22 protein-coding genes are annotated in these 23,921 nt (G+C 61.3%); 4 read left to right on the plus strand and 18 right to left on the minus strand.

Annotated elements, in window-relative coordinates; translation table 11 throughout:
* Positions 1–13: 13 nt before the first annotated feature.
* The 6 genes from pstB to B9N43_RS06210 all read right to left on the minus strand — a co-directional run bounded on the left by pstB (position 14) and on the right by B9N43_RS06210 (position 5,344).
* A complete protein-coding gene (gene pstB / locus B9N43_RS06185) occupies positions 14–802 on the minus strand; it encodes a phosphate ABC transporter ATP-binding protein PstB (protein WP_145841438.1) in 789 nt (262 codons plus the stop codon).
* Positions 799–1,647 (minus strand): phosphate ABC transporter permease PstA, encoded by an 849-nt coding sequence (pstA, locus tag B9N43_RS06190; protein ID WP_145841439.1) that lies wholly within the window; start codon positions 1,645–1,647, stop codon positions 799–801. The genes pstB and pstA overlap by 4 nt, the downstream gene beginning before the upstream one ends.
* Positions 1,644–2,603 (minus strand): phosphate ABC transporter permease PstC, encoded by a 960-nt coding sequence (gene pstC / locus B9N43_RS06195; RefSeq protein ID WP_222428824.1) that lies wholly within the window; start codon positions 2,601–2,603, stop codon positions 1,644–1,646. The genes pstA and pstC overlap by 4 nt, the downstream gene beginning before the upstream one ends.
* Before the next feature lie 70 nt (positions 2,604–2,673).
* Positions 2,674–3,705, minus strand: coding sequence for a phosphate ABC transporter substrate-binding protein PstS (gene pstS / locus B9N43_RS06200; protein ID WP_145841441.1), 1,032 nt, complete (start codon positions 3,703–3,705; stop codon positions 2,674–2,676).
* 156 nt (positions 3,706–3,861) lie between these two features.
* Positions 3,862–4,821 carry a helix-turn-helix domain-containing protein gene (locus tag B9N43_RS06205; protein ID WP_186454002.1) on the minus strand — a complete coding sequence of 320 codons (960 nt, stop codon included), beginning with the start codon at positions 4,819–4,821 and terminating at the stop codon, positions 3,862–3,864.
* Positions 4,822–4,891: 70 nt separating this feature from the next.
* On the minus strand, positions 4,892–5,344 hold the full coding sequence (locus B9N43_RS06210) for a VOC family protein (RefSeq protein ID WP_186454003.1): 453 nt from the start codon (positions 5,342–5,344) through the stop codon (positions 4,892–4,894).
* Between the two features lie 396 nt (positions 5,345–5,740).
* Between B9N43_RS06210 and B9N43_RS06215 the strand changes: the two genes are divergently transcribed.
* Positions 5,741–7,018 carry an NAD(P)/FAD-dependent oxidoreductase gene (locus tag B9N43_RS06215; protein ID WP_145841444.1) on the plus strand — a complete coding sequence of 426 codons (1,278 nt, stop codon included), beginning with the start codon at positions 5,741–5,743 and terminating at the stop codon, positions 7,016–7,018.
* Between the two features lie 96 nt (positions 7,019–7,114).
* On the opposite strand, the gene B9N43_RS06220 is transcribed toward B9N43_RS06215, so the two are convergent.
* Complete coding sequence (locus tag B9N43_RS06220) at positions 7,115–7,675, minus strand: DUF72 domain-containing protein (protein ID WP_222428825.1); 561 nt, start codon at positions 7,673–7,675, stop codon at positions 7,115–7,117.
* Between the two features lie 83 nt (positions 7,676–7,758).
* Here B9N43_RS06220 and B9N43_RS06225 point away from each other — a divergent pair, with 83 nt between their 5' ends.
* Positions 7,759–10,986 (plus strand): UvrD-helicase domain-containing protein, encoded by a 3,228-nt coding sequence (locus B9N43_RS06225; RefSeq protein ID WP_222428826.1) that lies wholly within the window; start codon positions 7,759–7,761, stop codon positions 10,984–10,986.
* Between the two features lie 154 nt (positions 10,987–11,140).
* On the opposite strand, the gene B9N43_RS06235 is transcribed toward B9N43_RS06225, so the two are convergent.
* From B9N43_RS06235 to B9N43_RS06265, 7 genes are all read right to left on the minus strand, one after another.
* Positions 11,141–12,397 (minus strand): tyrosine-type recombinase/integrase, encoded by a 1,257-nt coding sequence (locus B9N43_RS06235; protein WP_145841446.1) that lies wholly within the window; start codon positions 12,395–12,397, stop codon positions 11,141–11,143.
* A gap of 414 nt (positions 12,398–12,811) precedes the next feature.
* Entirely contained in the window at positions 12,812–13,156 is a 345-nt protein-coding gene (locus B9N43_RS06240; protein ID WP_261379402.1) for a type II toxin-antitoxin system HicB family antitoxin, read from the minus strand.
* A complete protein-coding gene (locus tag B9N43_RS06245) occupies positions 13,153–13,407 on the minus strand; it encodes a type II toxin-antitoxin system HicA family toxin (RefSeq protein ID WP_145841447.1) in 255 nt (84 codons plus the stop codon). Before B9N43_RS06245 ends, B9N43_RS06240 begins: the two co-directional genes overlap by 4 nt.
* 516 nt (positions 13,408–13,923) lie before the next feature.
* On the minus strand, positions 13,924–16,395 hold the full coding sequence (locus tag B9N43_RS06250; protein ID WP_145841448.1) for a hypothetical protein: 2,472 nt from the start codon (positions 16,393–16,395) through the stop codon (positions 13,924–13,926).
* 119 nt (positions 16,396–16,514) lie between these two features.
* Positions 16,515–18,512 (minus strand): hypothetical protein, encoded by a 1,998-nt coding sequence (locus B9N43_RS06255; protein ID WP_145841449.1) that lies wholly within the window; start codon positions 18,510–18,512, stop codon positions 16,515–16,517.
* Positions 18,509–19,063 (minus strand): hypothetical protein, encoded by a 555-nt coding sequence (locus tag B9N43_RS06260; protein WP_145841450.1) that lies wholly within the window; start codon positions 19,061–19,063, stop codon positions 18,509–18,511. Before B9N43_RS06260 ends, B9N43_RS06255 begins: the two co-directional genes overlap by 4 nt.
* Entirely contained in the window at positions 19,053–20,348 is a 1,296-nt protein-coding gene (locus tag B9N43_RS06265) for a dsDNA nuclease domain-containing protein (protein WP_186454004.1), read from the minus strand. Before B9N43_RS06265 ends, B9N43_RS06260 begins: the two co-directional genes overlap by 11 nt.
* A gap of 431 nt (positions 20,349–20,779) precedes the next feature.
* Between B9N43_RS06265 and B9N43_RS06270 the strand changes: the two genes are divergently transcribed.
* Both B9N43_RS06270 and B9N43_RS17740 read left to right on the plus strand, forming a co-directional pair.
* Complete coding sequence (locus B9N43_RS06270) at positions 20,780–21,091, plus strand: pyocin activator PrtN family protein (protein WP_145841452.1); 312 nt, start codon at positions 20,780–20,782, stop codon at positions 21,089–21,091.
* Positions 21,092–21,179: 88 nt separating this feature from the next.
* On the plus strand, positions 21,180–21,383 hold the full coding sequence (locus tag B9N43_RS17740) for a Lar family restriction alleviation protein (RefSeq protein WP_145841453.1): 204 nt from the start codon (positions 21,180–21,182) through the stop codon (positions 21,381–21,383).
* 16 nt (positions 21,384–21,399) lie between these two features.
* On the opposite strand, the gene B9N43_RS06280 is transcribed toward B9N43_RS17740, so the two are convergent.
* From B9N43_RS06280 to B9N43_RS06295, 4 genes are all read right to left on the minus strand, one after another.
* Positions 21,400–22,758 carry a HipA domain-containing protein gene (locus B9N43_RS06280; RefSeq protein WP_145841454.1) on the minus strand — a complete coding sequence of 453 codons (1,359 nt, stop codon included), beginning with the start codon at positions 22,756–22,758 and terminating at the stop codon, positions 21,400–21,402.
* A complete protein-coding gene (locus B9N43_RS06285) occupies positions 22,755–23,036 on the minus strand; it encodes a helix-turn-helix domain-containing protein (RefSeq protein ID WP_145841455.1) in 282 nt (93 codons plus the stop codon). The genes B9N43_RS06280 and B9N43_RS06285 overlap by 4 nt, the downstream gene beginning before the upstream one ends.
* A gap of 81 nt (positions 23,037–23,117) precedes the next feature.
* Complete coding sequence (locus B9N43_RS06290) at positions 23,118–23,408, minus strand: HU family DNA-binding protein (protein WP_145841456.1); 291 nt, start codon at positions 23,406–23,408, stop codon at positions 23,118–23,120.
* Between the two features lie 41 nt (positions 23,409–23,449).
* Complete coding sequence (locus B9N43_RS06295; RefSeq protein ID WP_145841457.1) at positions 23,450–23,836, minus strand: hypothetical protein; 387 nt, start codon at positions 23,834–23,836, stop codon at positions 23,450–23,452.
* Between the last annotated feature and the right edge of the window lie 85 nt (positions 23,837–23,921).

A 23,921-nucleotide genomic window follows, 5' to 3' on the forward strand; every position in this document is an offset into this window, starting at 1 on the left:
GCTCCTGATGTCATCAGCCGAAGCGGCCGGTGATGTAATCCTCGGTACGCTTGTCCCGAGGCTTGATGAAGATGTCGTCGGTGCGGCCGAACTCGATCAGCTCCCCCAGGTACATGTAGGCGGTGAAGTCCGAGACGCGCGCCGCCTGCTGCATGTTGTGGGTGACGATGACGATGGTGAACTCGTCCTTCAGCTCGCTCACCAGCTCCTCGATGCGCATCGTGGAGATCGGGTCCAGCGCCGAGGTCGGTTCGTCGAGCAGCAGCACCTGGGGTTTCACCGCGATGCCGCGGGCGATGCACAAGCGCTGCTGCTGGCCGCCGGAAAGGCTCATGCCGCTCTGGTTCAGCTTGTCCTTCACCTCGCCCCAGAGCGCCGCCTTGCGCAGCGACCACTCCACCCGCTCGTCCATCTCCACCCGGTTGAGACGCTCGTGGAGCCGAACGCCGAAGGCGATGTTGTCGTAGATCGACATCGGGAAAGGCGTCGGCTTCTGAAACACCATGCCGACCTTGGCGCGCAGGGTGTTGATGTCCACGCCGCGCGCCAGGATGTTCCTGCCGTCCAGCAGCAGCTCGCCCTCGGCCCGCTGCTCCGGGTAGAGGTCGTACATCCGGTTCATGGTGCGCAGCAGGGTGGATTTGCCGCAGCCGGAGGGGCCGATGAAGGCGGTGACCCGGCGCTTGGATATCTCCAGGTTGATGTTGCGCAAGGCGTGGTACTTGCCGTAGTAGAAATTGAAATCGCGCAGGGCGATCAGGGTTTCCAGGGGCTGGTCGTCGGTCCGTGGGATATCGCTCATGACTTGTGTTTTTCGCGGAAGACCACCCGCGCCAGGATGTTGAGGCAGAGCACGCCGAGGGTGATCAGGAAGACGCCGGCCCAGGCCAGCCGCTGCCAGTCCTCGAAGGGACTCATGGCGAACTTGAAGATTGTGACCGGCAGGCTGGCCAGCGGATCGTTCAGACTCATGCTCCAGAACTGGTTGGACAAGGCGGTGAACAGCAGCGGCGCGGTCTCGCCGGCGATGCGGGCCACGGCCAGCATGATTCCGGTCATCACCCCGGCCAGCGAAGCGCGCAGCGTCACCCGGCCGATCACCACCCACTTGGGCGCCCCCAGGGCGAAGGCCGCCTCGCGCATGGCGTTGGGCACCAGGCGCAGCATGTTCTCGGTGGTGCGGATCACCACCGGAATCACGATCAGCGCCAGGGCCAGCACGCCGGCCATGCCGGAAAACCTGCCTATCCGCGCCACGTAGATCTCGTAGATGAACAGGCCGACGATGATCGACGGCGCCGAGAGCAGGAGGTCGTTCACGAAGCGGGTGACGCTGCCGAGCAAGGTGTGCTGGCCATATTCCGCCAGATAGATGCCGGCGAGGATGCCGGCCGGCGTGCCGATCGCGGTGGCCAGCCCCACCATCATCAGACTGCCCATGATGGCGTTGGCCAGGCCGCCCTCCGCCGAGCCCGGCGGCGGCGTCATCTGGTAGAACACCTGCGGTGACAGGCCCGCCAGGCCCAGTTCCAGGGTGGTGGCGAGAATCCAGATCAGCCAGAACAGGCCGAAGGCCATGGCCAGCATCGAAATGCCCAGGGCCAGGTAGTTCTTCAGCCGGCGCGAAGCCGCCAGGGACGGCCTCATGACTTGGTTCCTTCCTGGGCCGAAAGTTTCAGCAGCAGCAACTTGGACAAGGCCAGTACCACCAGGGTGATCAGGAACAGGATCAACCCGAGTTCGATCAGCGAGGCCGTATACACGGGCGATTCCGCCTCGGCGAACTCGTTGGCCAGGGCCGAGGCGATGCTGTTGCCGGGCAGGAACAGGGAAAAGCCGTTGAAGAAATTCATGTTGCCGATCAGGAAGGTGACGGCCATGGTCTCGCCCAGCGCGCGCCCCAGGCCCAGCATGATGCCGCCCACCACGCCGACCTTGGTATAGGGCAGCACCACGTTCCACACCACTTCCCAGGTGGTGCAGCCCAGGCCGTAGGCCGACTCCTTCAGCATCACCGGCGTCACCTCGAACACGTCGCGCATCACCGAGGCGATGAAGGGAATGGTCATCACCGCCAGGATCACCCCCGCGCTGAGGATGCCGATGCCCAGCGGCGCGCCCGAGAACAGGGTGCCGACGACCGGCAGACGGCCCAGCGTGGCCGCCAGCAGCGGCTGCACGTGCGTTGAAAACAGCGGCGCGAACACCAGCAGGCCCCACATGCCGTAGACGATGCTGGGGATGCCGGCCAGCAATTCGATGGCGATGCCCAGCGGGCGGCGCAGCCAGGGCGGCGCCAGTTCGGTCAGGAACAGGGCGATGCCGAAGCTCACCGGCACAGCGATCACCAGGGCCACCGCCGAAGTGGCGAGCGTGCCGTAGATCGGGATCAGGGCGCCGAAACGTTCCATCGGCGGATTCCAGTCCCCGGTCCACAGGAAGGCGAAGCCGAAACGCTCCAGCGCCGGCATCGCGCCATGGATCAGGGAAACGATGATCCCCGCCAGCAACAGCAGGGTACCCAGGGCGAACAGCCGGGTCAGGTTGAAGAAGGCCCAGTCGCCGATGCGGCGGCGAACAGGCGGGGATGCGCCATTGCTCAATGCGAGGTCCTCGATCCGGCAAGCAAAAAGCCGCGCCGCGAAGGCGCGGCACGGTCTCCCAGTTTACCGACTACTTCCCGCCATACACGGCCTTGCCGGCGCCGTCCTTGACGCCGTCCCAGGCGCTGCGCACCCGAGTCACCACGCTGTCGGGCATCGGCACGTAATCCAGATCCTCGGCCATCTTGCCGCCGTTCTTGTACGCCCACTCGAAAAACTTGAGGCTTTCCGCGCCCTGGGCAGGTCTGTCCTGGAACTTGCGCATCAGGATGAACGTTGCGCCGGAAATGGGCCAGGCATCCTTGCCCTTCTGATTGGTGAGGATTTCGTAGAAGCCGTTTTTCCATTCGGCGCCGGCGGCGGCGGCCTTGAAGGTCAGGTCGTCCGGAGCGACATAGTTGTCCACGGCGTTCTGCATCAGGGCGTAGGTCATCTTGTTCTGCTTGGCGTAGGCGTACTCCACGTAGCCGATGGAACCCGGCAGGCGCTGGACGAAGGCGGCCACGCCCTCGTTGCCCTTGCCGCCCAGGCCCACCGGCCACTGCACGGCGGTGCCCTCGCCCACCTTGGACTTCCACTCCTCGCTCACCTTGGACAGATAGTTGGTGAAGATGAAGGAAGTGCCGGAACCATCCGCCCGGCGCACCACACCGATGGGGGCATCGGGCAACTGGACCCTGGGGTTCAGTTCGGTGATGGCCCTGTCGTTCCACTTGACGATCCTGCCCAGGAAGATGTCGGCCAGCACGGCGCCGGTCAGTCTCAGCTCGCCCGGCTTGATGCCGGTCACGTTCAGCACCGGCACCACGCCGCCGATCACGGTGGGAAACTGCATCAGGCCGTCCCTGTCCAGTTGCTCGGGCTTGAGCGGCATGTCGGAGGCGCCGAAATCCACGGTCTTGGCGGTGATCTGCTTGATGCCGCCGCCGGAGCCGATCGCCTGGTAGTTGATCTTGTTGCCCGTCGCCTTCTGGTAGGCGTCGGCCCACTTGGCGTAGATGGGCGCCGGAAAGGTGGCGCCGGCGCCGGTCACATCGGCGGCCTGCACGCCCAGCGAAAAGGCCAGCGCGGCGGCCAGGGTCGTCAGCTTGAACTTGTGCATCACTCTTCCTTTGCAGGATTGGGGAATGGCGGCAAGTCTAGACAGAGTTCATTACAGGATTGTGACAAGGACGGCCGTTCCCGCATCAACTCGGACGACCGCTCCGGCGCCGGCTTCGTCAGCCCGATCAACGCGCTGCTGGCGTGGACGCTGGTGCTACGGGGCTGACGCCCGGACTTGGTTGCGGAACTCCCGCGGCGACAGGCCGTAGCGGCTGCGAAAGGCGCGGCTGAAGTGGGAGGCGTCGTTGAAACCCCACGCGAAGGCGATTTCGGTGATCGACCGGCGCATTCCCGCGGCACCTTGCAGGGCGCTGCGGCAGTGCTCCAGGCGATGCTCCAGCAGGTATTGGGAGAAGGTGCGGCCGGTGCCGCGCATCAGCAGATGCACATAGCGCGGCGAGATGGCGCAAGCGTCGGCGACGCGCTGCACCTCCAGTTGCGGGTCGCGCAGATTCGCGGCGATGCATTCCAGCACCCGTTGCCGCTGCGACTGCACCCAGCGGGAGCCCGCGGCCGTCTCGCCGCGCAGCGTGCCGAACAGGCCGGCGACCAGGTGCGCCACCACCGCCGCCATTTCCGCCATGCCGGCGGTGCCCAGTTCCGCCCGCCGCGCCCAGAGCGCGGTGATGAAGTCCCATACCAGCGCCCCCTGGCCGGCATCGGCGCTCATCGGACTCATGCACACTGCCCGCGGATCGGCCAGGTAGCGTTCCAGCATCGGCTTGGGCAGGCGCACGTTGAGCAGATGGCTGTCGGCGCCGAGTTCCCGCCATTGCGGCGCATGGCTGTCCAGCAGCAGCATCGACCGCGCACCGGCATGGCATTCCCGGCCGTCCTGACCGCCGTGGAAGCCGCCGCTCAATTGCAGCGTCAGGTAATAGCTGTCCGGGGCGGCCCGCTGCGGCTGCGGCACCTGCAGGCTCTGGCCGGAGGCCGAGCGGATCTCCGCGAGCTCCAGGCCGCTGAACTGCCAGGAGCGGTAGCGGGTGCGGAAGCCACGCCCGCCGTTTGCGGAAAACACCTGAACGCCGGGGTAGCGCAGGGACATGAACTCGCGCCAGCCGTCGAGGCTGCGCCACATCATGTCGTCCTGTCCGGGGAATGCCGTATTCATCCGTCCATCGCCTCCGCAATATGCCATTCAACCTGACCGGGAGATTATGGCAAAGATATCGGCGCCCCTTCTACTCGGGTTTTCGGTCGAGCCGGGCGAGGGAGACACTGAAGCCGCAGCGCTGCGCGGAAGCGAGGATGAATTCCTGATAGCGGCAGAAGCGCCCGCCCAGGTGCTGGTCGATTTCGTCCTGGCGGTAGTCGAGCGCATGCGTGCAGGCATAGCCGTGCGCGGCGGCCCGCGCCAGCGCCGCGTCGGCATCGTCCACGCCGAAAAAGACGTTCATGATGCCTTCGCCGTTCCGGGCCAGAAACTGCGATACCGCGCTGTCGTGCTCCCGGCCCGGCATCGGTGCGCACAGCTCGATGCCGGCGTCCCAGGCGATGGACACCTGGATGCCGAAAGGCGCCCCCGTCCAGTGGGCGTCGCTGAACGTCGCTCCCAACATGTCCGCATACAGCCGCTTGGACGCCTCCAGATCCCTCACGGCGATCACGATACGATTGATGCCTCGCAGTCCCATTCTCGGCTCCTCCATGGATTACGGTTGATCGGCGAACGCTGCGACCGGCATGAACACCGGCCGCTGCGCCATTCTCGCGGCTTGGCGCGACGGATACTTGACTCCACGGGCAGCGAAACTTGCCCCCATGGGCAACTCGGCCCCAAGGCGGGTGCGCTGCCCGGCGGAAAGCGGGCGGCCGGCCCAATCGTATAACCCTCTCCCCAAGGGAGGAGGAACCGGTTTGCGATCGTTCATGCGATCCATGCCCTGGCTGTTGCATAATCAATAAGTAATTACTAATATTCTGAAACAAGCTGTGCCAGAAGAATATTCAGAGCGTCGTTCGGTGGCTCCGCGATCACGGCAGCCCAGGCAACGCGGCCAACTGCAACAACGAGACAAGGAGGAAACACCATGGCGCATATCGTGATCATCGGAGCTGGTCTGGGCGGATTGCCCATGGCCTACGAAATGCGTGACCACGCCCGCCCGGAGGACCGCATCACCGTCATCGCCAAGGATAGATTGTTCCACTTCGTGCCCTCCAACCCGTGGGTGGCCGTGCACTGGCGCACCCGGAAGGACATCGAATTCGACCCGGCCGCGACCCTGGCGCGGCTCGATATCGGTTTCATCCCGGTAGCCGCCGCGCGCGTTCTGCCCGAGGCCAACGCCGTCGAACTGGTCGATGGCCAGCGCATCGACTACGACTACCTGATCGTCGCCACCGGGCCCCGCCTGGCCTTCGACGAAGTGCCCGGTCTCGGCCCCCAGGGCGGCCATACCCAGTCGATCTGCCATGTGGAGCACGCGGCCGCGGCCGAGCGGGTCTGGCAGGCGTTCGTTGCCGACCCTGGGCCGGTGGTGGTCGGCGCCGTGCAGGGAGCCTCCTGCTTCGGTCCGGCCTACGAGTTTTCCATGATCCTGGAAACCGATCTGCGCCGCCGCAAGATCCGCGACCAGGTGCCGATGACCTTCGTGACCTCCGAACCCTATATCGGCCACCTCGGCCTGGGCGGAGTGGGCGATTCGAAAGGGATGATGGAGTCGATGTTCCGCAGCCGGCACATCAAGTGGATCTGCAATGCCAAGGTGGATAAGGTCGAGGCCGGGGTGATGCATGTCATCGAACATGATGAGGACGGCAAGGAAAAACGCCGCCACGAGTTGCCCTTCAAGTATTCGATGATGCTGCCGGCCTTCAAGGGAGTGGAGGCGGTCAGCGGCATCGAAGGGCTGGTCAATCCCAGGGGATTTGTCCTGATCGATGCGCACCAGCGCAATCCGACCTTCCGCAACGTCTTTGCCGTGGGGGTCTGCGTCGCCATCCCGCCGGTGGAGGCGACGCCGATTCCCACGGGCACGCCGAAGACCGGCTACATGATCGAATCGATGGTCAGCGCCACCGCCCGCAATATCCGCGCGCTGCTTGACGGCAAGGAGCCCAGTGAAAAAGCCACCTGGAACGCGGTGTGTCTGGCGGATTTCGGCGACAGTGGCGCGGCATTCGTTGCCCTGCCCCAGATCCCGCCGCGCAACGTGAACTGGGTTTCGGAGGGGAAATGGGTGCATTTGGCTAAGCTGGCCTTCGAAAAGTACTTTCTGCACAAGATGAAAAACGGCACTACCGAGCCGATCTACGAAAAGATCCTGCTCAATGCCGCCGGCCTCAACAAGCTGCGCCAGAAGTGATCCTGCCCCTGCCTCGCCTCGATCAAAGTCGCCCCGGCAGGGCACCGCCGGGGCGACTTGTAATGCGCGCTCGGGCATTCCTGCGCAGCCCTTTCCTCAATGGCAACCCACGATCTCAACGCGCTCCGGAACGCAGTTGACGCACCGCCCGCGCCAGCTCCACCACCTCTGGAACACCAGCGCACCGAGCTTTTCCCCCAGCCCGGCCAGCGCCGGTTCGACGAAATCGCGCATGGCCGGCCCGGCGGCGAGGAAATCCGGATTCGGCCGCCGGCCGCGGCCGGACTCGTCGCGCAGCAGCGCATCGGTCACCCGGCTCGGGGCCTTGACCACGAAGCGGAAATCGTCCGGCACCTGCGCCGCGTAAGCGGCGAACTGGGCCGCGCTCAAGGGCTGGTAGAAGCCGCGGTCGAGGCCGACCGTGCGCAGCAGCGGATGCTGCGCGTAGGCCATCAACCCGTGGCGTGACAGCGCGGCGTCCGGGTAGTCGCGCTTCCACACCAGGCCGGCCCAGCCGGGGTAGTTCCAGGACGAGGTGCCGAAACGCAGCCCGGCCGGCAAGGCGGCGGCGAGTTCGCGCAGCGCCGGGTCGGGCGGCGCGGCTTCGACGACGGGCGGAGGGGTTGCGCCGGTATCGGGGAATAGCGAGTTCTGCATGATCGATGGCGGACCGCCGCCCTGCGGGCCTGCTCCTATAATTTCGGAAATTGTATAGAACCGAGACCGGACCCGCCCCGATCATGGCCTTCCACGCCGATCTGCACATTCATTCCCACCACTCCCGCGCCACCAGCCGCGACCTCGACCTGGAACACCTCGCCTGGTGGGCGGCGCGCAAGGGCATTGCGGTGGTGGCCACCGGCGACTGCGTGCATCCGGCCTGGCTGGCCGAGATGAAGGACAAGCTGGTGGCCGAGGGCAGCGGCCTGTTCGCACTGCGCCCGGAGATCGAGGCGGAGATTCTGAAGACCCTGCCACCGGCCTGCCGGGCGCCGGTGCGCTTCATGCTGTCGACCGAGATTTCGACCATCTACAAGAAGGGCGAGCGCACGCGCAAGGTGCACCACGTGGTCTACGCGCCCGATTTCGCCACCGTTGACCGGCTGGCCGCCAGCCTCGGGCGGATCGGCAACATCGCCTCCGACGGCCGGCCGATTCTCGGCCTCGATTCGCGTGATCTGCTGGAAGTGGTTCTCGCCTCCGGACCGCATGCCTACCTCGTGCCGGCGCACATCTGGACGCCATGGTTCTCGGCGCTCGGCTCGCAATCCGGCTTCGATTCGATACAGGAATGTTACGGCGACCTCGCCGATCACATCTTCGCAGTGGAAACCGGCCTCTCGTCCGACCCGGAAATGAACTGGCGGGTGTCCTCGCTCGACGGCTACCGGCTGATCTCCAATTCCGACGCCCATTCGCCGGCCAAGCTCGGCCGCGAGGCGACGCGCTTCGACTGCGCGCCGGACTACTTCGCCATGCGCCGGGCGCTGGAAACCGGCGATGGCTACGTCGGCACCATCGAATTCTTCCCCGAGGAAGGCAAGTACCACATGGACGGCCACCGCGCCTGCGGCGTCTGCTTCGACCCGGTGCAGACCATCGCCCACGGCGGGCGCTGCCCGGTGTGCGGCAAGCCGCTGACCGTCGGCGTCGCGCACCGGGTCGAGGCGCTGGCCGACCGCAAGATCGGCACCCCGCCGCCGACCGCCGGCAGCGTGACCAGCCTTGTGCCGCTGCCCGAGATGCTGGCCGAAATCCTCGGCAGCGGCGTCGCCTCGCAAGGCGTGGCGCGGGCCTACGACCGCATGTCGGCCGAACTCGGGCCGGATTTCACGATCCTCGGCGAGACACCGGTAGAGGACGTCCGCCGGGTCCATCCGCTGCTCGGCGAGGCGGTCGACCGGTTGCGCGCTGGCCGCGTCATCCGGCAGGCCGGCTACGACGGCGAATACGGCGTGATCCGCCTGTTCGAGGAAGGCGAACTGAAGCGCCTCAGCCACGGCAACCTGTTGTTCGACCTGCCATTGCCGCCACCACTGCAAGCCGCGCCGGCGCCCAGGGTCGTCGAAGCGCCGCCGGAACCGCCATCCCCGCCGCAGGCCCCCGCGCCTTCCGGCCATTCCGGCCTGCTCGCCGCGCTCGACGCCGACCAGGCCCGCGCCGCGTCAGCGGTGGACGGCCCGTTGATCGTCGCCGCCGGCCCCGGTTCCGGCAAGACGCGGATGCTCACCCATCGCCTCGCGCACCTGATCCTCGAACGCGGCGAACCGACGGACGCCTGCCTGGCCATCACCTTCACCCGCCGCGCCGCCGAGGAACTGCGCGAACGGCTGGCCGCGCTGCTGGCGGCTGATGCTGGCGAGTGCGCCATCCACACCTTCCATTCCCTCGGGCTGGCCTTCCTCCATGCCGAAAGCGCGGCGGCCGGCCTGCCGGCGGATTTCCGCATAGCCGACGAAAGCGAACGCGCCGCCGCGCTCGCCGCCGACCTCGAAATCACCCACGCCAAGGCCATGCGCCTGCTGAAAACCGTGTCGCTGCTCAAGCGCACTGGCCTGCCGCCGACCGACGAGGAAGCCGCCGCCGCGCTGGCCGCCTGCCGCCGGCTCGGCCAGGCCGGGAAATGGGTGGATTTCGACGATCTGGTCGGCCTGCCGGTCGACATCCTCGAAAGCGACCCGGCCATCGCCGCCCGCTGGCGGCAACGCTTCCGCCACATCTGCGTTGACGAATTCCAGGACGTGGACGCCCGCCAGTACCGGCTGCTGCAACTGCTCGCACCGGCCGCCGCCAGCATTTGCGCGATCGGCGACCCGAATCAGGCGATCTACGGTTTCCGCGGCGCCGACGCCGCCTGTTTCGCCCGCTTCGGCAAGGATTTTCCCGGCACCCGGACGCTGCGCCTCGGTCGCAACTACCGCTCCACCGGCAACATCGTCAGCGCCGCCGCGCAGGTGATCGGCAACGGCGCGCCGGACGACATCACCCGCCCGCCGGGCGAGCCGCTGACCCTGCATGCCGCACCCGACGAAAGGGCGGAAGCCGAATTCGTCGCCGCCACCATCGAAAGCCTGCTCGGCGGCCACGACATGCTCGCCGCCGGCCGCAAGGGCGCCTCATCCGGCGGCGACAGACCGCTCGACTTCGCCGATTTCGCCGTGCTCTACCGCACCGACGCGCAGGCCGCCGCGCTGCGCGACGCCCTCGACCGGGCCGGCATCCCGTACAAGAAAAGCTCGCCCGCGCCGATCGCCGGCCAGCCCTTGGTGGCGGCGCTGCTCGACGCGCTGGCCCGGCAGGACGCCGAAGCCACCCTGCCCGAGCCACTGCCTGCCCGATTGGCCGCCGCGGCCGAACAACTGCGCCCGGAACAGGACGCCGCCGGCCAGGCCGCGCTGCTCGAAGCCCGCCACTGGCTCACCGCGCTCGCCGCCGGCGCGGCGGACGAAACGCAACTGCGCGAACAGGTCGCACTATCCAACGAAGCCGATTTCTGGGACGCCCGCGCCGACCGGGTTTCGCTGCTCACCATGCACGCCGCCAAGGGGCTGGAATTCCCGGTGGTGTTCGTGGTCGGCGTCGAGGACGGGCTGACGCCCTTCTCGTGGGGCACCGCCGACCGTGCCGACCCCGAAGCGGCGGCCGAGGAACGCCGCCTGTTCTACGTCGCCCTGACCCGCGCCAAGGACCGGCTGTTCCTCACCCGCGCCCGCGAGCGCGCCTGGCGCGGCCAGCGGCGCACGCCGCCGCCCTCGCCTTTCCTCGACGGCATCGCGCCGGAACTGCTGCGCACCCACGACGCGCCGCCGCGCAAGACCCGCCCCGAGCAACAGCAGTACAGCCTGTGTAGCGCGCCACAAGGCTGTTGGAGTACCCGTGCGCCCGTAGCCAGCGGCTGGACACCAAGCGCGTATCGCCCAGTTCGGCCAGCAATCGGTTCAATTTCCCTGAATTTTGAGCATCCATAGTGCTCAAAATAACAGATTTATAAACTTTAGCCAAGATAGGCCAGTTTGACAAGGACCACAAAAGATCACCCAGAGTGATCTTTTCGTCCTGTGTGCAAACCTTGCGCTGGTCGCCGACAGAGAGTCTCGATACGGTTATCATGCGGCCCTCCCTTCACAAAGCCGCGCTGAGAACCGGGACCGATGTGTTCTCCGGCAGCAGCTTCGGCACATGGGTGCGCCCGTCGATCCAGGCATCGACCATGTCCGCCCACTCCTGCAGCATGTGCCGCCGCTGCTCAGCGTACTCGGCCTTGTTGTAGATCGAGCGCGAGGAGCGCCCTTCCTCGTGCGCCAAGCACTTCTCGATCCAGTCGCGGTTGAACCCGATCTCGTTGAGCAGCGTCGATCCCGTGCGGCGCAAATCGTGGACGGTGAACGGTTCCAGGGGCAGGCCTGCGGCCTTGGCCCGCTGCGCCACGATCTGCGTGACCCGGTTCAGGGTCGCGTGCGACATGCAATGGTCGGAGTCGTAGCGCGACGGCAGCACGAACTTCGAGCCGGCCGCGCAGGTGTGCAGCGCCACCAGGATGTCCAGCGCCTGGCGCGACAGGTAGACCACATGCGGGTTGCGCCCCTTCATCCGCTGCTTCGGAATGGTCCAGGTCGCGCTCTCGAAATCGACCTCGTCCCAGGTGGCCTCGATCAGCTCGCTCTTGCGCACCAGCGTCAGCAGGATCATGCGCAACGCCAGCCGGATGGTCGGATAGGTGGCCACCGACTCCATCTGCCGTGACATCAGGCGGATCTCCAGCGGCGACAAGGCGCGGTCCTTGGGCACGAAGGTCGCAATCGAGGCTGCGCCCACGTCGGCCGCCGGGTTGTCCACCTTCTCCCCATGCAGGATGGCAAAGGCATAGACCTGCTTCACGATGTCGCGGACATGCACTGCGGTAGCCGGGGCGCCCCGCCCCTTCACCTTGCCGCACAGGGCACGCAAGTCATCGGCGGTGATTTCGTTGAGCAGGCGGTTCTGGAAGGCCGGCAGGATGTCCCGATCGACGATGCTCTTGCGCATCGCGCGCGTGCTGTCGGCCATCCGGGCACCGGCCAGCCACTGGGCGGTCATGTCGCCGAAGTTCTTGGCGGCGGTCAGGCGGCGCTTCTCGCGCTGCTTTTCATGCGCCGGGGACTTGCCCTGGGCGACGGCCTTCTTGGCATCCAGCAGCTTTTCGCGGGCCATCGCGAGCGAAATGCCGGACGGCCCATACCGTCCAATGGTCAGCGTCTCGCGCCGGCCGTTGAGACGGTAATCGTAGCGGAAGGTGACGGTACCGGTGGTCGATACCGTTACGTACATGCCATCGCGGTCGGAAGCCTTATAAATCTTGGACTTAGGCTTGAGATTGCGTAATGCGGTGTCGGTAAGCATCGAGGTTTTTTCTCCTGTTCATGACGGCTTTTACCGTCAGGGGTCAGGAGACCTGCTGATGCTCGGAAAGCCGCATGAAACAAGCTTTCCTGAGGAGAGATTTACCGTCAAAGACCGGTTTGGTCTGGATAGTAAACGGGAGGGTCTCAATCCGGCCTCCGGTTTCTACCGTCACCTCTACCGCCAATCCGTTTTGCTGGCCGGCGATAGCCACCGATAGCTGTCGTGACGTATTTATTTTTAAATCAACACGTTACGACAGTTCTTCGATAGGTCACGATAGTCCCCGAAGGACCTGATTTCACTCCCACTCATTTATCAATAAGCCAAAAAACTCATTGAAAATCAAATGGTTGAAAATTCAGGAATTGCCGATACCATGAAAAATACCATGCTCGGAAATTCCCCACGAAATCAAACTGCCAACGCCGCCTGTCGAAGTGCGTCCTCTGCCCACTGATTCAGGCTCTGCCCGTGGGCAGCCGCAGCGATTGCCGCTGCCTCGTGGATGGAGGGATCGACCCGCAGGGAGAACTTGCCGGAGAAATGTTTGCGCGGCTCCACACCATCCTCGGCGCAGGCATCCAGAAACACCTTCAGCGAGGTCTTGCCCTCGCGCTGCAAGCCCTTCACATCCTTGGCGTAGAAGTCCGCCCCGCCATTCAGGCCAAGGAACTCACCCCGGAACATCTGAATGTCAGGGTCGAAAGTGATGACGGCCTGATAACCGTCGATGGTCATGGTGTTGTGCATGGTCATGGTTTCACTCCGTGATCTTCCAGCCACTTGCGGATGGATTCCACCGCGCCCCTGTCCGTTGTCGGCTCCGGGTGCGGTCGGTGGAACACCCGCCTGTCGCCGAACAAGCGCACCAGCACCCGCGATCCTTCCCTCTCGGCAAGCTGCCCACCCAATTCGATGAACAGCGCCTCGATGTCGGCCCAGCGGACATTGGCCGAGACAGGCCGGGAAAAGAGCAACTCCAAGGTACGCTGGTGCTTACGCTTCATTTTCTGATGGTATCAGAAAGTGGTATCAAAAGAGAAGAGCATGTCGCTGCTACAAGCGATTCCCGACCGATACCATGAGGTCACACTGCACTTGAACATGGTATCGGCGACTTCTTCAATGGCACACTCAAGAAATACCATGAAAAATACCATTGATGATGCAGGCAGGATAGTTGTTTAATCTAAATTTATCTATAAAAATCAACAACTTAAAAATAAACCTCACTCCCACTCTATTATTACAACGGCCTTGAAAGCCTTGCCATTACTGGTCTTCATCAGATTTACCCCTCGCAATACCGTCACTAATACCGTCTCCAGACGAACGCTTAGTATTCATGCGGGTTTCCAGGCGATGACGAAATTTCGATCTCGTACTGACTATTCAAGACTATTGGTTCTGAAACCGCTCTCAAGCATTGAAATAGTAGCCGACAGCAGATCAAGCGCACGTGAATACCGAAGAGATTTTCACCTCGCTGATACCGTCACGAACGCCAAAACGGATAGTGAACGCTATGGCCCCACGTCGTCCGACACGATTTGCCGCGACTTGATCACGTATTGAAGTTCTTGGAAGAGCTTCTCATACCTGCGTGCTTCTCGCATGTTTTTTGAGATGAAGCTGTCCTCGGGGTCCATCGACTTGATCGCCTGGCTAATAGAGACAACACCCTGTTTCAGCAGATCCGGAGCGTCCTTGGCATAGGGCAACTTCCTTACAGCGTGATACCTGGCGATGCCAATGCGCAGCAGGCACAACGCCTGCGGCTTACCCTTCTTGCTCGCAGCCTCAATCTCCTTATCACCCTTTGCAAGCTCGTCGAGCCGATACCAGCTCAGTGCCAGCGTCAGTGACGCATCCGCATTGTGCGGATCAAGCTTAGTGGCTTGCTCTGCAAACGTCTTGGCATCATCCGGTCTCTGGCACCGGTTTAGCAGGAACCAAGCGAACCGATCGTGAAGCGCCGCGTTCATTGGCTCTTCCTCGAGTGCCAACCTGAAGTAGTCTTCCGCTGCTCTTAGGTCGCCTTGTGCCGTCGCAATCTTCGCGGCCTTGGCGAATTGGCTTCGGAAAGCTCCTGCGACCCGGTCCTGCTGATAAGCCTGCTCGACACGATTGCGCCTCGCAGCTTGTGCATCCACTTTGAGGGCGAAATCCTTGATCCTACGGCAATCTCCTTCGCTGCGCTTTTGCAGTTGCTGCTGGAAGAATCGACCTGCAAGGTCGACAACTTGCAGGTCGTAGCGATCCCCGTAGTCGGTGACTGTCGCAAAGTAGGTCTCGTCGAGGGCCTTCTGGAATTCGACGTGCTGAATGCCCACTAGCGCGCAAGCATCGGCGACGCAAAAACTGTTGACAGGAACTGCCGCAGAGACCAGAACCAAGAAAACGTCCTGCTGAAGTTCGTTGATGCGTAACCAGGCGTCGTCATACAGAAACTCCAATAGCTGATCGTTGGTTTTTCTGAATACCTGTTCGATCGCTTGATTGATGCCGACCGGCGACCTAGCCAGATACTTTACGAGCGCATCAATGAGCAGCGGCTTGTTGGCAAGCTGATTTGCCGCCCGACGCAGCTTCGCCTCGCCGGCCTGCTTGATAGCGGTTGCGTTGTATTCATCAGCCAGTCTCCGCATGAGTGAGGTGCATTCTTCGTCCGAGAGGGCGCTGATCTGAAGCGGCTCAAAGGCGACAAATTCCCTTCGCCTAGAAGTGATGAGAACACGGCCAAGACGTTTGCCGAGCTGCTTCAGGAAGCCGCTGAAGCGATCCACCTCCTCTGGGGACGTCGCTAGCGTTTCCGTGTTATCCAGCACCAGAAGAATGTCATTGCGATTAAAGCCCTGTTGGGCAAACTCGGATGCGACCCTATCAACCAACGCTGTGCCGGTGAGCTTGTAATAGTCCTTGCCCAGCACTGGATAAAGGCAATACAGCAATTCCCGAACGCAGTCTTCCATCGCGTCGGAAATGCCCTGAAGGTGGACCACGCCCTGGTCGCTCCAGCGTGTCATCTTTGCCGAGTAGTAACTGATGATGCTGGGCGGTCTTGCCGTCAGGACTTCGTTGCCATCCAAGATACGGTTCAAGAACTCAAGGGCCAGCGTCGTCTTACCGATACCCCCATCGCCAAAGATGAGGCAGAACTTCGACTCATCTGGCTCATTCATCCACTCGGCCAGCGCCGCGAGCTCTTTGAACCGCCCCTCGAAAGTACTGGTCTGTCGCACTGGTACGTTGCTGAATACCGAATGTTTGTTGCCATTGAATTCCAGCTCAATGACGTCGAATTTACTGGGGAAGTTCGACTCCAGCTCCTCGAATACAGAACCCTCAAGCAGGTCGACTGTGAACAAGTCCGACTTGTCCCAGGCTAGCGTCTGGCCTTCGAGCTTCCAGATGCCTTTGCGCGCTTCAACGCCCGAAATTACCACTGGCATTCCTGCATGAAGCAAAGGCGTCCTCAACGTTAGTTCCGATGAACCGATTCTGACCTTGAGGATGTTGGCATCGACGATGCGAGGCAAGGTATTACCGAAGCACGCTAGGCTGCGACCCAGCAGCAACAAGAGCTTCGGCGCCCACTCGTCGGCGTCGGCCTTGCTCAGCACGCCGTGGGCCGGCTTCTTATTTCTGAATGCCACCCATGCCGAAGCAACAGCTGCAAGGGTATCGGCATGGTTTGGATCGCGTTCGAACCAACCCGAGTGGTAGGTTCGGGAGACATAGCTCCGGATCACCGGCGTCGCGACTTCAAGGATCTCGACAGGCAATCCATCCGTGGGCTGATTGAACCGCTTGGCAAAAGCACCTAAAGCAGCGTTGTCCACGGCGTCGGGTGTCTGCTCGCGGATAATCTCTAGCGCCGTCACCGCAGCCACCTGATATAGCGAGCGAAGAACCGAACAGAGGTAATTAAACCTTTCAGAACTGGATGTCAGTTGCTCTGCGACCGCCAGCTGGGATTCGAATAGGTTGCGCATTATTCTGTGGTGCTATTCACTAAGGTTGAGCGCCTAACAAGGCCGTAGAAAAGGGTCTTCATCGCCGCATCAAGCCACGACTCGGAAACCACCCATAAGCATAAGCACCCCCGCCAAGTCTAAAGCTCATCGTTAGGACCTATCGATTCTGATGACTGCTGCCCTATCTCTGGTACGTTGTAGTACGGCACCAGAGGTGGGTTTTCGCGGCTACCTGGAGCCATGTGACGAGAACAGACCGTCACCTCGATCTCTTCGGGGATAGGGAACATCTCTTTGTCAATGAGAATGAACTGTGTGCCTTCGAGCTCACCCGCAGCGAGTTCGTACACCATGCTATAGAACGCTTGAAAAAGTTCTATGTTCTCCCGCTCGCTGACATTCTTCATGGCCGAATCCATCGTCAATATGGACGGCAGTGCTGCGCCAGTCTTGGCTGCGAGTCGATGAAGTGCCAAGGCGTAGCAGGCCTTGAAGATGGTCTTCATGCCACCGCTACCCATGTTTGCGAACGAGGTCACTGCAAAGTCAGCGGCGTCGGTAGGGAATACCTCTGGAACGAAACTCTTGGGGTCAATAGAAACCTTGAAAGTATCGTTGATGCCCGGGAAGGATGAACGGACCAAGCAATCCAGGAACAGCTTTTCAAGATCTTCAAGGTTGGTGCGGTCCTTGAACGCCTTGTCTCTTTCGCGAAGCAGTCTCGCACGCAACTCACTCTCCTGCCCGTGCAGGGAATCAGCAGTCGATAGGAGGTCTGCCAATCGCTCTGGCAACCTACGATAGGAAACAAGCGAACTGACCTGTTGCTCCAACGCTGTTGCTTGTCGCTCAAACTCAAGTGCTTGAGACATAAATGCCGAGTCGTAGTCTCGTAGCCGCTGGTCGAGACTCTGGTCGACCAACGCCTTCTCGATCCGCGCTCGCTCCAACTGTCGCGCGATACGCTGCTCTTGCTGCCTGAGCCCATGGAGCGTCTCTTGGAGCTCCCCAGCTCGTGATTTCAGGTCAGCCTCTACGACCTCATTGCTCATGTGATCGCGAGGCTGTTGGTGTTCGGGTTGGCCACAAACCGGGCACAGATCGGCTGCTCTGGTCGATAAACCTTGCGTGCAGCGAGGACATTCAGTGAAGTCGACGGCAGCCAATAGTGTCCGAGCCGACTTCGTTCGGCTGAAACGAACCGAGAGCATCTTAAGTTCATTAAGGTGGCGTTCTGTATCTTCGCCCCTCTGCCGCACAGCCTGGAGCATGTCCTCAAGGCCTTGGAGGTCCGCGCTGAGCACACGGCCTTTTTGCCGCAGGGTGTCGACGGCATGCTCTCCTCCCTTTCCTCTCTTTTGCCTAGCGGCAGCTGCAGCCTCGCGAACCCTATCGCGTTGGGCGCTGAGCGTCTCGATACGCGCATCGATTTCAAGAGGGTTGGAGAAGCCCGACTCCTCCAGAACCTTGGTCAGCGCCTCGGCTGCAGCCCTGGCAGCCGTTTTCTGCTCATGAAGAGCCTGAAGCTCTGCCTCCAGCGCAGCGACCTGGTCCTGGTGGTAGCCCAAGATGAAGCGCATCGCGTCAACGCTTTTCGCCCGACGAGCCCAGTCGCCTTCGATGTCCAAGCGGAAAAAGTCGCTGTCAATCTCATCCTGATCTATGTAGCAGAACCGGATGAGGTCACGAAGACTGAGCCGTACCATGCTCGGGTCTGCTGTTCGGCGCCCCTTGCGCACCTTGGGTGCTGGCAAGTCAGCGAGGTGGAAGATCAAGTCCGAAAGCACCTCAATTGAAGAGCCAGGCACTACGACGCCATCAGCTTTTCGGGCTGGAATGATCACCTCCAACGCTTGATCACGGTCGCTCCATGCCACGACGACGTTACTGGATTCCCGTTCCCGGTAGATAGTCAGTCTTCGGCCCTCGACTTCAAGGCTTAGCACCGCCTGGACGAATTCGAGCTGGAGGGCTGGAGTGAGATTGATATCTGCGCCAAGACAATAGTCGACCAGCCGGGCAATACTGGATTTTCCAGCGCCAATCTTCCCCCAGAAGAAATTGACGCGCTCGAACTCGATAATTTCGACCGACTTGCGGAAATGCAGTTCGAGGAACTTGAGAACAATCTTCATATGGTGATTGGGTCACCCCACCTCATGGTAGTGATTTCGGGGAAGGTGGCGTAAACGAAGTCCTTGAGCGCGGTGCCGCTCATCGGGCCGAAAGTCTTCGTGACCAGCTTGGCTCGGACCGACAGGTCTTCGAGGTCCGGAGAGTTCCCCAATACTTGGGCGGCCGAGTGGCCTGCGTCTGTCAACCAAAGCTTGACTGTTCTGCCCTCTACTCCTGCATGCAGCAGGCCTTTTCCCACAAGCAGTGCAATCCATCGCCGGTATCGATGGTCCCACGGACCGTACCTGAATCGGACCATCTTTGACTCAATGGTCGTGCGCTCGAAATCCTGAATGTGCGCAGGTGCCGTAGGCTTACTCCTAGCAACAAGGGCTCGCTCCAGGCAGTTCGGATACCGCAGAAGGAAATCAAGCTTTGCCAGTTTGGTTACGCCCTCAACAGGCTTGTTTGATTTTCCCGCGTGTGCATCAAGCAGCATCAACAGACGGGCCATGTGGAGATGATCATCGAGCTCGGTTCTGGCCAGCGCATGCACAAGTTCAAGTGCCATCGGCACCTCCGGTATCAGGAGGAACGCCCCAGGCAAATTTGCAACTACCCGAGAGAAGACCGGCTACTCCCCTCAAGGTTTCGGGACGCTCGTTCTCGACGGTCGCCCTGTCATGGCGAGATAGGTCGTCGGTGCGCTGTAAGATTCGCTGGTAAATCAATAGGCCACGACGACGCTCATCGGCCTCTAGGGCTGCCTCGGCTTCAGCGTTTTGACATTCAACCAGCATTATGCCTTCGAGCTGCTTAGTGACCCGCACAGCCACTTCGGGGTCTTCGAGTGCGCGCTCTATCAGTCGTCGCTCAGCAGCCATTGCTTGCAGCCACACTGAGTCAAAATAGGCTCCGACGAAACCCGCGTTCATTTTCTGGCGAAGAACCTCCATCTGGCCAGAGGCCTTGCCCAATCGCAGGTGGCCGCCCACCTCGGCAAAACGGAACGCGCCTGATGGGTGCTGGTTCAGGACAATCTCGAAGTCCTCTACAGAGACGCGCTTGCCACGCACAGCCCCTGCCGGCCGACCGTCCGACTGCAGAATAGATGCGTAGAACTCCAGGGCGGGAGCATCAAGCGAACTCGCTTTCCCGACGAGCATCAGCAGCTCGTCGCGTACCTTGTCGAGCCATGCGAGAGTGAATTGCTTGCAGGCTGGAATACCGCCGACGACTGGGCCAAGTTGCTCTCGGAACCCCTCTAACGAAGGCCCGGCCTGAAACTCCAGCTTCCTTAGCACCTTGAACACGGTTTCTTGGAGAGCCCCTGAGGCTTTCACCAGAGAGTCGAAAGTAGCCTTGTAGGGCGTGGGGATGCTTCCTGCTCCCACAGCAATTCGGCACTCGTCGCGAATCCTGAGCGGGCTGCTCGCCAGTTTCGTCAGCGCCTTGGCCGTCTTCCCTGGGACGTACGGTTTTGCGTTCGAAAAGAAGATGTATTGCTGAATTTTGGACGGGTACTTGGACTCGTGCTCCGCAAATTTGCGCACGGCATCCACAAAACCTGAGTCACCGCAGGTCCAGGTAGCCCCCTGGGCCGAGACGGTCTTGACCTGTATGGCATGGAATCCGCCCGTCGGAAGTTCGGCCAACAGATCATCGTGGTGCTCGCACCAGATCGCGACGTACTCATTCAGAGAGGCGAGCGCACCTGCCAGCGTGATAACGCCTGCCGCCCATTGGTACATAAACAGCGCCTGCGTCTCGTCCCCACGGTCGCTCTGAAGGGTTGCACGCCCCTCCGCTTGGCCCGGCACTCCAAGTGCAAGCGTGACGGATTTTCTTCGCATCATAGCCACCCATGCCTCCCCGCCCATTTATCGGGCTTAAACTCATTCCGACTTGCTAGGCCAGTCACCAAAATGACCGTATCGGCTACCCTACGATTACTCAGTGATTCCTGGATATTGTAGAGAGATCGTCTGTAAGCCACCATCATTTTTGTTCGCGGAGTCGGCTTCGAGGATCATAGCGCCAGACTGGCTTCTCTTCGCCCGCTCAGTCAACCACCCAATGACCGCCACGGGTTGGTTGTTCGCGTTCGCCGGATAGAACTCCTGCCGTTCAATAGGACCGGCAGAGGTAATTTGAGCATTGCCTCCCCTGAAGGGGACACATGCGAACCGAGACGTGCCGCCCGAATTGCGTACTTTACGGCCGCATTTCAGCCACAAGCTCCGCCCCACCATCGCTACGATCACGATGTCGCTGATCGGAGTCTGAAATGAACCACGTCACCACAGAAAACAGCCTGGAGATTTTGTCCATGCGCTACGGCCGTTCTCTGCTTCCGCTCTCCGTGGCTGCTCGCGAGATCGGCATCAACCTCCGAACGGCACACAATCAAATCGGCAAGGGAAAATTTCCCGTCCCCACCATTCTGCAGGCCCGGCGACGCTATGTTCATGTCGAGGATCTGGCTGGGTACATCGATCGATTGCGGCGCACTGCTGGAACGGAGAGTCATCTCTCCAAGGAAGCGACGCGGACAAGTGGACGCACGGAAAAGATGGAGGTTCAAACCAGCCATGCCTGACTGCATGTCCTCATGCGTTCCAATCCATTGGTGGCTACTGGATGCCTGCGACATTCCAATATACTTATGACAAAAAACAGGAGGAGCCATGGACATTCTTGAATCGTGCCCATTTTGCGGAAGCCAGCATGCGAAATCCAGCGAAGTAGATATTGGCGGATGGATGGTTGAGTGCATGGACTGTCATGCGACCGGCCCCATGGGTCGAACAGAGGCTTTGTCTGTTACTGCATGGAATAGGCGCCATCGGCAAACACCTGTCCATTCGCAATCCGTTGCGACCGCCGCCTGATACCTCCCGAGAGACATCACGAAAGATCGGCCAGACGTTCCGCCACCGACGGATCGAATTCCTTCCTGGTCAGCAGTTCTCCAACCGTCGATTGTCGAGATTTGAGTGCATCGGCGACGAACCCTCGCCGCTCTTCAATGACAGGCAGCACTTTCTCTCGCAGAAAATCTCGCTCGACCGGCAAAAGCCTTTCGTCACCGATGACTTTGGAAATGGCGTCCGGCAGGTCAGCGCTCATCCGCGCCAAGACGCCGCGAACCAGCCTTGGTGCCACCCCAGCCTCATAGGCCATCGCATCCCAGTGCGGCCCCTCTACCCAGCCAGGCTTGTTCTCGCCGGCGATGGACATGGACATGGTTTGTCGCGGCAGATACGCCTCCACGCAGAGCATGTCGTAGAACGGCGCCACCGCCGCTTTTTGCCCCCGCATCAGAAAAGCAATGTTCTTGGCGTGAGCATCCAGATTACCGATCAGATAGTTGAAGGCGACCCACTGGACCACGGCATTGGCCGCCACGATCGGGCGATCGATGAAGGTGCCGCGAAGAACTCCGAACAAGTGATGCAACCCCAGCCCGCCCTCGCTCTCGTATTTCTTTGAAGGTGCCACACCCAAGGCCTGGCACAGGTCGATCTGATGAAGCCGTGCGAATGCCCTGCCAGGTACCTTTTCCGCGCTCTTATCCAACGGCACCCGGTCAAATCGTTCGATGACGTAAAGCGGCTCTGGGAGATGCAACAACCCAACCGCAGGTACCGGGACCTTCAACTCATGGGCAAGGCGCATGCAGAAAAATTCGTTGGCCGGACAATGAGGGAAGTCCGCGCTGGCGTTCTCGGGTTTGACGATATGGGTCGATGGAGCTGAACCTTCGGGCAGGAACATCGCGCCGCTGGCGTCGATGCGCAGCCCCAGTTTTTCTTGGGCACCGGCCAGAGACATGCCGATTTCTTCCCATGACGCCATCAGCGGGAGGTTGCGCGCCCTGGATTCCTCAATCTTTTCCTGTAGGGCCTCTCTCGCGAGCGGCACCAGAATTTCCTCTGTCGCCACGTCGAACCCTTCAGGGATCAGCGAAAGCGCTCCCGCGGTATCCTGTCCGTGCCGAATCAGAAGCGCCCAGGTGTCTCGTGGGTCGATTCTGTCCCGGGAGGCGATCAGGTCACGCAGCCGGCCTTCTGGCAACAGATTCTCGAAGAACCACTCAACCGGCTTGGCGTCCATAGTGTCTTCGAACTTTCCGGTGGCAATCGGAAAATTCGGCGAGAGCGCATAAGCCTTCCACTCCGCCTCGTAGCCGAACTCCCACCGCCCATTTTCGATTTCAATGGTTCCGACCGGGATCCCATCTGCCGAGACAAGCAAAGCACTCATGCCGTCTCACCCGGCAATCTCAGCCTGACGTCAATACCGAACCGGCTGCAGACGGACAGGACTTTTCCGATCTGGGCGGTCGGCTTCCCTTGCTCCAGACTGTTAAGGAATGGCAGACTGACGTTGCATAGCGCCGCAGCGTCGTGTTGAGTCAGCCCGGATTCCTTGCGAACAGCTCGAAGAATCTCTCCAAGCTCGACGACAGAGGAGATACTGACTTCCCTGTTTGCCATAAGATTCTCCAAAAAACTAAACGATCGTTGAAGTTTGCCTTGCATTGACCCTTAATGCAAGAAAAACTAAACGATCGTTGATTGTTCAAGCCGGGTCGTGCCCGGTGACGACACAGCCCTCCCGGCTTACTTCTTTTTGGCTTTGGCGGCGACTTTCTGTTTGAAGGTGGCGCCCGCAGAGAACTTCGGCACCGTCGTTGCAGCGATCTTGATTTTCTCGCCGGTTTTCGGGTTCTTGCCCTCGCGAGCTGCGCGCGCAGCCGACTTGAATGTACCAAAGCCTACCAATGCCACCGAATCCCCCTTGGCAACAGCAGTCACAATTTCTTCGACCAGAACATCGACGGCACGACCGGCGGCCGCCTTGGAAAGCTCAGCCTTTGTTGCCAATGCTTCGATCAGCTCGGATTTGTTCATCAAGGTACTCCCTGTGGTTTATCAAAAAAAGGATTCTCTCATTATTGCGAAGGCGCATCGCGGTACAGCGCCCGTGATGCCGCGTCGAGATCCATACCCTCCGTCGGCGGACGCCCATCGCGGCACAAATTCAGTTCGTAGCGGACTGCAAAAGGGATTTGCTGACCATTGGTCGTGGGCACGCCGTCTTGCGACAAGGTAGCCTCCAATCGAGCGCACCCTGCGGCAGAGAAGTGTTTGATAGTCCTGACCTGGACCCGTACCGGCAGCGATGAACGTGTCTGTCCCTTGAAGAAATCAGCCATCGGACCGCTCATTTCGCCACCAGATCGGCCGTTTGGCGCATCGATGGCAGTCAGAAGGTATTGCTTTAATTCGGTCGCGAGGATCTCCTCGCTCGACAACAGAGCAAAGAAACAGAGTGCCATTGCGGAGGCCCGGTGTCGTTTCATCGGTTGTAGTAGCTGTTGACGCGCTGCTGGACGGTGCCTTGCACGTTTTGGCCGAACGAGC

The sequence above is a fragment of the Denitratisoma sp. DHT3 genome, from assembly GCF_007833355.1.
In the GTDB taxonomy this organism is placed as follows: domain Bacteria; phylum Pseudomonadota; class Gammaproteobacteria; order Burkholderiales; family Rhodocyclaceae; genus Denitratisoma.

Coding starts and splice junctions, on each gene's coding strand:
- B9N43_RS06290 (WP_145841456.1), bottom strand. CDS start 23,408: ATGAACAAATCCGAGCTGATCGAAGCATTGGCAACAAAGGCTGAGCTT.
- B9N43_RS06255 (WP_145841449.1), bottom strand. CDS start 18,512: ATGAAGATTGTTCTCAAGTTCCTCGAACTGCATTTCCGCAAGTCGGTC.
- B9N43_RS06295 (WP_145841457.1), bottom strand. CDS start 23,836: ATGGCACTCTGTTTCTTTGCTCTGTTGTCGAGCGAGGAGATCCTCGCG.
- pstA (WP_145841439.1), bottom strand. CDS start 1,647: ATGAGGCCGTCCCTGGCGGCTTCGCGCCGGCTGAAGAACTACCTGGCC.
- B9N43_RS06210 (WP_186454003.1), bottom strand. CDS start 5,344: ATGGGACTGCGAGGCATCAATCGTATCGTGATCGCCGTGAGGGATCTG.
- pstS (WP_145841441.1), bottom strand. CDS start 3,705: ATGCACAAGTTCAAGCTGACGACCCTGGCCGCCGCGCTGGCCTTTTCG.
- B9N43_RS06215 (WP_145841444.1), top strand. CDS start 5,741: ATGGCGCATATCGTGATCATCGGAGCTGGTCTGGGCGGATTGCCCATG.
- B9N43_RS06285 (WP_145841455.1), bottom strand. CDS start 23,036: ATGCAAGGCAAACTTCAACGATCGTTTAGTTTTTTGGAGAATCTTATG.
- B9N43_RS17740 (WP_145841453.1), top strand. CDS start 21,180: ATGGACATTCTTGAATCGTGCCCATTTTGCGGAAGCCAGCATGCGAAA.
- B9N43_RS06260 (WP_145841450.1), bottom strand. CDS start 19,063: ATGGCACTTGAACTTGTGCATGCGCTGGCCAGAACCGAGCTCGATGAT.
- B9N43_RS06220 (WP_222428825.1), bottom strand. CDS start 7,675: ATGCAGAACTCGCTATTCCCCGATACCGGCGCAACCCCTCCGCCCGTC.
- B9N43_RS06205 (WP_186454002.1), bottom strand. CDS start 4,821: ATGAATACGGCATTCCCCGGACAGGACGACATGATGTGGCGCAGCCTC.
- B9N43_RS06250 (WP_145841448.1), bottom strand. CDS start 16,395: ATGCGCAACCTATTCGAATCCCAGCTGGCGGTCGCAGAGCAACTGACA.
- B9N43_RS06225 (WP_222428826.1), top strand. CDS start 7,759: ATGGCCTTCCACGCCGATCTGCACATTCATTCCCACCACTCCCGCGCC.
- B9N43_RS06240 (WP_261379402.1), bottom strand. CDS start 13,156: ATGACCATGCACAACACCATGACCATCGACGGTTATCAGGCCGTCATC.
- B9N43_RS06235 (WP_145841446.1), bottom strand. CDS start 12,397: ATGCTTACCGACACCGCATTACGCAATCTCAAGCCTAAGTCCAAGATT.
- B9N43_RS06280 (WP_145841454.1), bottom strand. CDS start 22,758: ATGAGTGCTTTGCTTGTCTCGGCAGATGGGATCCCGGTCGGAACCATT.
- B9N43_RS06270 (WP_145841452.1), top strand. CDS start 20,780: ATGAACCACGTCACCACAGAAAACAGCCTGGAGATTTTGTCCATGCGC.
- B9N43_RS06245 (WP_145841447.1), bottom strand. CDS start 13,407: ATGAAGCGTAAGCACCAGCGTACCTTGGAGTTGCTCTTTTCCCGGCCT.
- pstB (WP_145841438.1), bottom strand. CDS start 802: ATGAGCGATATCCCACGGACCGACGACCAGCCCCTGGAAACCCTGATC.
- B9N43_RS06265 (WP_186454004.1), bottom strand. CDS start 20,348: ATGATGCGAAGAAAATCCGTCACGCTTGCACTTGGAGTGCCGGGCCAA.